The organism is Accumulibacter sp. (genome assembly GCF_023806565.1).
In the GTDB taxonomy this organism is placed as follows: domain Bacteria; phylum Pseudomonadota; class Gammaproteobacteria; order Burkholderiales; family Rhodocyclaceae; genus Accumulibacter.
The window spans coordinates 22,326-32,192 of sequence record NZ_JAMTDV010000040.1; the positions used below are offsets into that span (position 1 = coordinate 22,326).

Here is a 9,867-nt window from a genome sequence, read left to right on the forward strand (position 1 = left end):
GCCCGCCGTCGCCGATCGGAACTGCTGGCGTGACCCATTGCTGGTGGAGACCGATTGTCGCTGCCTGGCTGCTCGCGGCGGCCCAGTACGCCCTGGCCGAGGTCCGCGTGGTCGACGATAGCGGCGCGACGATTCGTCTCGCGCAGCCGGCGAAGCGCATCGTCAGCCTGGCGCCGCACCTGACCGAAACGCTCTTCGCTGCCGGCGCCGGCGAGCGCATCGTCGGCACCGTCGAATACAGCGAGTACCCGCCGGCGGCACGCCGGATTGCACGCGTCGGTGGTTATTCGCGGATCGATCTGGAACGCGTCGTCGCGCTGCAGCCCGATCTGATCATCGCCTGGCAGAGCGGCAACGTCGCCGCACATATCGATCGCTTGCGCAGCATCGGAGCTCCGATCTATCTGTCGCAGCCCAATCAGCTCGCCGACGTCGCTGGCGAGATCGAACGCTTCGGGGTGCTGGCCGGGAGCAGCGCGGCTGCCCATCGCGCCGCCGAAAGCTTCCGCGAGCGTCTGGCCGGCCTGCAGAAACGATACAGCCAGCGCCCGCCGGTGCCGACCTTCTACCAGATCTGGAAACAGCCGCTGATGACCGTCGGCCGCCGGCAGATCATCTCCGACGTCATCCGCCTGTGCGGCGGCGAGAACGTCTTTGGCCAGATCGAGGCAATGGCGCCGACGGTCGATGTCGAAGCGGTGATCGCCGCCAATCCCGAGGCGATCGTCGCCAGCGGCATGGACGAGGCGCGACCCGAGTGGCTCGACGACTGGAAACGCTGGACCACACTCACCGCCGTCGCGCGCGGCAATCTGTTCTTCGTTCCGCCAGACCTGATCCAGCGTCACACGCCACGCCTGCTCGACGGTGCCGAGCGTCTCTGCCAGCAACTGGAAACGGCGCGCAGCCGCCGCCCGGGGAAATGATCGCGACCGACGCGCATGCCCGGGCCTATGCCAAGCGCGTCCATCGGGAAGGTTTCGCCGGTCCGAACGGCGCGGTGATGATGGCAAAGCCGTTACCCGGCAGCGTCATGGTCGCTGCGAGACCCGTAGTAGTTGCTGCCAGGCCACACCGCGGCCGGGCAAATCGGCGCAAGGGATACCGCCAGCCGCCTGTCGGACTCGGACTGGGCCAAGTCGGCCGCGGGAAGAGGGAAGACCATGCTGGGTCCTCCAGATTTCTCCCAGAATGACCTTGGCCCACTGTTCGCTGGCAACCCGTGCGCAACTGCGCTCGTCGCCCACTTCTTTGCGAGCAGCCGCTACGCTGCTCGCTACGCACGATCCTCAACTCTCTTCCATCGACCCGACAGATCGAGAATTGGCCACACCGCCCGACATACGCATCGCGAGCAAGCCAAATAATGCGAGGAACAGCGAGCCGGGAAGAGGAATCGATGTTCCGGACGAATCTCGGATCTGGAACGCCAGGTTACCCGTCGGATCTGAAGACCAAGGATCGCCGTCCACGAATCGATAGAAGTTCTCTCCTGTCGCACTGCTGAGCAGCCAGTACCAGACCGCATTCGGGTCACCGACGTCGAAGGCGTTGACAACCGATAGGTACCAGTCCGTCCCGCCCGCCAGGCTCAATGGCGCAAACGCGAGGTCGAAGCGATAGACCGGAGCCCCCGTTTTGTCGAAAAGGGAAGTCGCGGACCGCGTCGGCTGCTGGGTGATCGTTGTCGCCGGAATCGTCTTCGGTCCCGCGCCAGCGTTGCTCGCGAAGATCCGAACACTGAACGCATCCACCGGCAAGGTCGCAGGATCCTGGGAATACGATCCCCACCAGCTCAGGCCGGTCACTCCGGTAGTCATCGACAGCGCGAAGCCATCTGCACTTTGTGCAGCCGATATGCTGGGAAACGCGTCAGCGCCATCGACGGGTGCCTGCTCGAAGACTACAGCGGGCGATGCTACATTAACTGCTGACACCCACAGAAGCACCGCCAAGACGGCACGGGCCGTCGCCGATTCCAGCCAGGACGAACACGTCCGATGCGGATGTCCGCTTGATCCCATGATTGTCATTGCATCCCTCCATTCAGAGTTTCGAGAGAGCTGTGGCACGTTGCCTAGCCAGCCCAGAACAAATCGACATATCCGGCGGTAAAGGTCACCGAGTCGATCAGGAAGTCGCTGCCATGCAGTCCCAAGCTGTTGGCGAACGGATCCGTGCCGTAGCCATCGCCATCCGCGTTGCCATAGGCGCCATAGACGAAATCGCCACCTTTCTGCGCGCCAGCCGAGAACACCGCCTGACTGAACCCGTCCTCTGCCGCAACCGTGACCTCCCGCGAACCGTCGAGCCTGTCCGCATAGAAGAAGGTTTCCTTGGCCAGTCGGCCATCGGAGTCGAACAGTTGCAAGCGCCCAGCCTCGCTGAAGCCGGTGCCGTCGTCATCACGGGTGAAGCGACTGAGATGGAAGCTGATCTGGTTAGCCTCGTGGTCTAGCAGAAAACGCAGGCCTTCGGTGCCGTCGATTTCCTGCAAAACTGCACTGGTTGCCAGTGTCTGGCCGCTCACTCCGAGGTCACCGGCCGATACGTCGCCGCCAGCCAGGACGCCACTGCCGGCACTGGAGAAAAGCACGCCGCTGTAGGACTCGGACGCGTCGCTCAGATCGGCCTTGTGCGTAATCGTCACACCGTCGTGGCTCCAGCTTCTCGCCCAGGCGCTGCTGTCCGACCGTGACGGACGCGCTGGCGCATCGCCGATGGTGAAGCTGCTGCTGTCGTCGTTGAGGATCGTTCCCGTGGCTTCTGCAATACCAAGCGCACCGTTTACCGGATCGTGGAGCGTGATCGTGAAGCCCTCCTGCGCTTCGATCTCCTTATCGCCGGCTACCGCAACGTGCACGATCTCCTTGGCACTTCCCGGAGCGAAAACGACAACCCCGGCAGGCAAGGATCCGCCGGCGAAGTCACTGGCATCGGCAACTCCCGAGACACCGTAGGAGACGCTCGTTTCCACCGATAGGTCGCCACTGCGACAGACTACGAAACTGAAGTCGGTGACCCCGATATTGCCTTCCGCGCCACGCGCGTCTCGCGCCGCGATCGACAGGGTCGGGGCGTGCCACAGGTCGTCGTTCTCGATCATGGCAATTGCAGAGGCAACCGCCAATGTTGCATTGGTCGCGTTGCTCAGATTGACCGAGAACTGCTCGTCCGGCTCAATCGTCGTATCGCCGGTCACGGCGACGGTGATCGCCTGCTCCACCTCTCCCGGCGCAAACGTGACCGTTCCCGACGGCCAGGTGCCGCCGAAGTCAGACTGGTCTGCGGGGTACGGCCCTGTACCTGCGAGCGAGAAGTCGACGGTACTCGTTCCGCTCGTATCGCCCGAACGGTGCACGACAAAGCTGTACAGCGTCGCACCGTTATCGCCCTCCGCCTTGCTCGGATCATGAGCGACGATCGACAGCATCGGAGGTGGCAATACGTCGTCGTTGAGAATAGTTGCGTTCGCGGCGAAAGTGCCCAGCGATGCGTTAACCGGGCTCGACAATTCGAGCACCATCGCTTCGTTCGCCTCTGCGAGCTGGTCTCCGCGTACTCGAACGACTACGTCCTTGATTGTTTCACCGGGTGCAAAGGTGACCACTCCGGCTGGAACAATGTCGTCAACAAAGTCGCTCGAATCCACACTCCCCGAAACCGAATACGCGACTTTGGCCTCGCCCGTGAGATCGCCGGAACGCGAAACGGCAAAAGTGAAGTCGGTCTCGCCCGTGTCGCCTTCTAGCTTTGCCGACTCCTCGGACGCAATTCCGACCGAGACCAACGAATCGTCGTTGATGATCAGCGCGTTTGCACTGCCGACGTCGATCGTCGCGTGCGTCGGTGCCGACAGTACAATACCGAAGCTCTCGTCGCTTTCCAGGGCGACGTCTCCCTTGATACCCAGCGTGAGCAACTTGAAGTCCTGACCCGCCTCAAACATCAGCACTCCACTACCAAAGCCGCCGACGAAATCGTCGCCATCGGCTGGGCTTGGGCCGTTACCCACGACGTCGTATTTTACCGTGCTGCTCACAGCGAGGTCACCGGAGCGGACCAGCGCAAATCTAACGCTGGTCCCCTCGCCGCTTCCTTCCACCGGATCGGCGCCAATCCTCCAGATCGAGAGAGACGGTGCGGGCAGGTCGTCATTGACGATCGTCGAACTTACGCCGCTTCCGACCACTACGCCGCTTGAAGGGTTGCTGAGGTGGACGAGGAAGCCCTCATCGGCTTCAGCGTCCACGTCTCCTGCTACCGCGATGGTGAGATCCTTCTCCACATCGCCGACGCCAAAGGAAATCGTTCCCGCAGGCAAGACCCCTCCAAAGTCGGTGGCATCGGCTGGATTGCTACCGACCGGGCTGACGACAAAGTCAACGGTTGTTGCTACGTCAATGTTTCCACCGCGCGTGACGGCGAAGGTGAATTCCGTAATTCCCTCATTCCCTTCAGCACGCGAAGGCATGTCCGAAGTGATCGAGTGGCGGGTGACGAATGCATCGTCGTTCACGATCATGCCGATGGCGCTGTGTGTTCCAATAACGCCATGAGATGGACTGGCCAGACTTACCTGAAAACGCTCGTTGTGCTCGAGCAAGCTATCGCCTGCAATGGCAAGTCGCAAAGTTTGCTCAGTTTGCCCTGGGGCGAAAGCCAGCGTTCCGCTCGGCAACACACCGTCGGAAAAGTCGTCGTTGTCAACTGGATCGGAACCCAAGCCGGAAACCGCGAAATCGATCGTAGCCGCGTCCCGCGAGTTGTCCGTTCGCGTCACGCGGAAACTGAATTCGGTTGTTTCGCCGTCGTTCCCCTCGGGGCGGATCGCATCAATCGCCTCGATGGCGTACCGTGGCAGCAGAGTGCCATCATCGTTCGCGACGGTGACCGTCGCGCTGTTTCTCGCAAGGACCACTCCAGCCTGCGCCGAGTCGTCGACACCGATCTTGAGCGTCAGCTGCTCGTCGTTCTCGACGGCCAGATCACCAGTCACCGGAATCGTGATGGTGCACAGCGTTTGCCCATCGGCGAAATGAACCACTCGCGCGGGCAATGCGCCTCCGAGATCGTCGGCGTTTACCGGCGAAAACGGGCCGCCGGCGACGTGATAGGAGACGTTCAACTCGCCGGAGATATTGTTCGTCCGATACACGTCAAATAGCAAATTCGTCGTCCCGGCATTTCCTTCGGGTACGCGGTCGGACCTCGCGGCGACGGTCAGTACAGACTGCGGCATTTGTGGCTCAGCGACGACTTCCAGCGGGGTAACGGGATCGCCCACTTGCGTCGCCCCGATCACATAATCCGGATCGTGGGTCAGCGCGAAGTCGAGGATCGCCCCCTGGCGCACCACGGGATCGGTAATTCCGGCCGCATCGACCTGGCGTGTCGCCTCTTCCACTACCGTTGGAGGCAGCATGTCCAGCGTCACCGCATGACTCGGGATCGACCGGTCGGTGAAGGTCTGCGTGTTTTCGCCAGGCGAATAGTCGAACAGCGACGTGGCGTCGCTGACCCGCCAGGATTCGGCAAAGGCACCATAGAGATCGGCAAAAGCGACCGGCTGGGCAAGAACCGTACCGTCTGCGAGCGCAAGGTCATCGTGCGTGTCCTGGTTGAAATTGCCGAGCAGGCCGCGCACCGACCCCGGCTGGCGGCCATTGGCCAGCATCAGACCGAGGTCCAGATGACTGCCGAAATCCTCGACACTGACCACGTCCCCCGCTGCCGTGGTGATCGTAAAGACGGTACCGCTACGCTCGACGCTACCCCCGCCAACCGACGTGGAAGTGCCGTCAGCGAGGCTGATCACCGCACCGTCAATGCGCAAGATATCGGGCCGATCCGTATCGACGGTCACGCGATGCCCCGCGGCGACCTCGACGGCGATCGCGCTGATGGACGAGGCCAAGTTTCCCACGGGCTTCGTTCGCATCTGCACCGAAAGCGGTTCGCCCGCGATGCTCTCGACGAGCACGAACTCGCCGGCGGCCTGAAAGTCATAAGCGAGACCGTCGAGCGTGATCATGTGGGGATCACCCCGTGGTCGGGTGGGCGGGTCGTCATCCAGGATCGTTCCATGGGCGCTCACGTTGTCCAATATCACGGTGTCCATCCCCGGATCGAGAATGGTGACCGTGTAATGCCGATCGGGTGCATTCACCGTGTCGTTTGCCGAGGGCACATATATCCTCGCAGTCGAACTATTCTTGGCAAATGTTATGCTGCCCTGCCCGGAAACGTCTCCTGTAATCTCGTAACTCAAAGTCAACGGTGCATTGATGTTCCCCATCCGCGATACCTGAAAAACCGCGGTCTGTCCTTCGGGCACCGACTGGGAGTTGCCGATACTAACCGTCTGGCCGCAATGGAGCAGCGTTACGCTTCCACCTCCGGTCAGTTGAATAAGCGTATCGAGGATGCCATCGCCCCCATAATCCACAAGACTCTTTGACAACCGGGAAGTACCGAAATACTCGAGCCGGTCATTCCCCTCTTCATAATCGTGAATGTAATCGTCCCCGTTGCCGGACTGCAGGTAAAAGACATCGCCACCGCTACCGCCGAAAAGATCGTCGTTTCCCCCACCACCCGCTATGAAGTCGATGTTTCCCCCGCCGTAAATCGTGTCTTCGCCGTCGCCACCGTACAGGGTATCCTGGCCAGAGGCTCCCCGGATAATGTCGCTCCTCGCCGTGCCGTCCAGGTGGTAGTCGTACCCGAGTACCGATCCGCCGCCGGGAATTGGAACAACAATATTCCCCACCGTGAGCTGATGAACATAGTTCCCCGGGCGATTGGCCGAGTAGTCGAAACCCACCGCGTTCAATATGGTGGCCGTCGTCTCGTGGCAATTCGGACCAAACACCGAGTAGCCCAGGTGCAGGGCATCGACATTCCTCGCCTGCTGTTTCATCACGTCCCAAACGTCTGCCGGATTTCGCGTGCCGAGGTCCAGAATCGCGGCGTTGGACTGCACATAATGGTCCCTGAATCTTGCATCCTTGGTTGCGCTCAAGGGGACGTCAATCGCAACCATCAATGGCGCCGACAAGCCGTCGTTATGTTCCGATATCGCCCTTTCCTCACCGAACTCCGGCTTGTAGATCAGATAGGAATGAACGCCATAATACGTTCCAACCCACTTGTCGAATGCCAAAGTAAACAGGTCCATAGGCCTGCACTCGACTGCAATGTGCGAGTCATCCATGATCAGTGCGGTAGCCAAAGCATTGCCGCTACTCGCCGCCGTCGACTGGGCCATGGCCGCGTGCTGCGACTCATCCGCCGGTTTCGGCGCAACCCAACTCGCGCTCACCTGGAAAGACTCGCTCCCTTCCACGTCATCGTCGGCGGAAACGGGCACGCTGATGGTTTTCTCGAACTCACCCGCCGCGAAGCTGATCGTCCCCGAAGGATACGCGCCACCGAAGTCGTTGGCGTCTGCTGCATTCTGGCCGATTCCCTCGATCCGGTAACTTACATCCAGGGCAGCGGACAGGTCACCGTTCCGCTGCACGAGGAAAGATCGGAGCGAGCCGGTTTCGCCTTCCGGTGCGGCTGCTTCCACCGGGGTAATGCTGACTCCGATCATTCCATCGTCGTCAAGAATGGCCGTTGTCGCCGTCGCGACGTCAATTACCGCGTTATCTACGGCGGCAATCTTGACCACGAAAGACTCATTGGGTTCGGCTTGAGTATCTCCGGCCACATTCACGACAATCTCGCGCGAGGTTTCGCCAGGAGCAAAGGTAACCGATCCCGCAGGAAAACCACCGCCGAAGTCTGTGGTGTCGGCTGATTCGCTTCCGTACCCCTCGACGTGGTAAAAAACAGTCGAGGATGCCGTGAGATCTCCACTGCGTGAGAGCTCAAAGCGGACGCCCTTCGGACCGACGTTTCCTTCCGGTTGGTAAGCAGCGACAGCCTGAACGGAAACGGTGGCCGGGAGATCGTCGTTGATCAGCCGTGCGCCCGCGGCGGCAATTCCGAGCGTCGCACCGATCGGGTTGGCGAGAGTGACCAAGAAATCCTCGTCCGGCTCGATTTCGAGGTCCCCCTTGGCTGCAATCGTGATTAACTTGAACGCTTCGCCGGCAGAGAAAGTCACTGATCCGGCTGGCCACTGGTCGCCAAAGTCCGAGGAATTCGTCGGGTTTTCCCCGCTGCCGGCAACGGCAAAATCTACCGTAGACGCCTCCGCCAGACTTCCTGTTCGAGTGAGGAGAAACTCAAATGCAACGTCGCCGCTGTTCCCTTCGACTCGGGAGTCTGCCAGCGCCTGGATCGATACTTCGGCCGTCCCGTCGTCGTTTCCGATGAATCCAAGAGCTTCTGACCCGGTCACAAGCGCGTTCGTGGGATGGTCGAGCGTCAGAGCGAATGCTTCTCTCGCTTCGCGATCCGTGTCGCCCGAAACAGCGATCTGGATCGTCTGCTCGCTTTCGCCAGGCGCAAAAGTCACGACACCACCAAGCAGGAGCCCGCCAAAGTCGGCGGCATCAACCGGGTCCGCGGATTCGCCGGCAACGCTGTAGTGAACGGTGCTGGATTGCGTCAAATCCCCCGAGCGCATAACGCGGAAGAGGAACCCGGTGGTCCCGGTATCGCCTTCCGGCTTGCTCGCGTCGACCGCTTCGGCCCAGACGTAGACCGGACTGTCGTCGTTGACGATCGTGCTTTCGGCGGTGCGGGTATCGATGGCGACGCCGCTTGGGTTGCCCAGGGTGACAGAAAACGCCTCGTCGCTTTCAAAGTCTCTGTCGTCGTGGCTCGCGACTTCGATCACCTTCGCCGTCTCGCCAGGGTCGAAGTGGATCGTGCCCGTGGGCAACACCCCCCCGAAATCCGCAGCATCGGCGGCGCTCGCGCCGCTGCCCGCGACAACCCAGTCCACGCTCGCCGCCTGCGACAGATCCCCGGCACGATGAACGGTGAAGGTGAACGGCCTTACGGCGCCATCCGACTCGCTACGTTCGGCGACGTCAGCCGTGACCCAGACGGTCGGCTGCGTATCGTCGCTGCGAATGACCGCGCTCGCGGAATCGACGCCCAGACTCGCTCCGCGCGGATAGGAGAGCTGCACGGAAAAACCCTCGTCGCCTTCAACCTGGGTATCTCCGGCGATGTGGATCGTGATCTGCTTGCTGGATTCGCCGGGAACGAAAGTCACGGTCTCCGCGGGCAGCGAGCCGCCGAAATCGGCGGCGTCCGCGGGGGAGTTACCGCTGCCGACGACGCGCCAATCGACCGTGCTCGCACGGCTGAGATCGCCGATACGGGTCAGCGTGAAAGTGTAGGGAGTGAAGCCGTCATCGCCTTCCCAGCGCTCGGCGTCGACAGCGGCCACCGATACGTCCGTATCGTCATTGCGGATCGTCGCGGACGCATTGCCAACAGCGATCTCCGCACCCACGGGGTTGAACAGCCGCAGCACGAACTGCTCGTCGTGCTCGACGAGTTGGTCAGCGGAAACCGGAATGCTGACCAACTGGCGGGATTCACCTGGTGCAAAGCGGACCACGCCGGCGGGAAGGGCTCCACCAAAATCTTCCGCGCTGGCCGGCGCGTCGCCTGCGCCGAGCACCGCGAAATCAACCGAGCTTGCCTGAGTAAGCTCTCCGAAGCGATCAACCTCGAAATGAAAAACCGCGCCGGTGGTATCCCCCTCGGGCTTGCTGCGGTCCAGCGCAGCGACCAGCAATCCGGTAGAAACGTCCGAACTCCATACGTCGTCGGTCAGGATGTTCGCGACGCTCACGATGTCGTGCAACGAAGCTCCCGAAACCGTGGTCAGCAGTTGACCACCGCTCGCCGGATCTCCCCAGGTCACCACCGATCCGTCGGCGCGCAGCGCGGCAA

At 61.6% G+C, this 9,867-nt stretch carries 3 protein-coding genes; 1 reads left to right on the forward strand and 2 read right to left on the reverse strand.

What is annotated here, in order from left to right; translation table 11 throughout:
* Nucleotides 1-29: 29 nt before the first annotated feature.
* Nucleotides 30-926, forward strand: a complete 897-nt coding sequence (locus NFV80_RS04875) for a cobalamin-binding protein (protein WP_295328435.1) — start codon at nucleotides 30-32, stop codon at nucleotides 924-926.
* A gap of 363 nt (nucleotides 927-1,289) precedes the next feature.
* Here the strand turns inward: NFV80_RS04875 and NFV80_RS04880 are convergent, their stop codons facing one another.
* Nucleotides 1,290-2,033: a hypothetical protein gene (locus tag NFV80_RS04880; protein ID WP_296758010.1), complete on the reverse strand. Its 744-nt coding sequence runs from the start codon at nucleotides 2,031-2,033 to the stop codon at nucleotides 1,290-1,292.
* 44 nt (nucleotides 2,034-2,077) lie between these two features.
* Entirely contained in the window at nucleotides 2,078-9,838 is a 7,761-nt protein-coding gene (locus NFV80_RS04885) for a Calx-beta domain-containing protein (protein WP_296758011.1), read from the reverse strand.
* Nucleotides 9,839-9,867 lie beyond the last annotated feature (29 nt).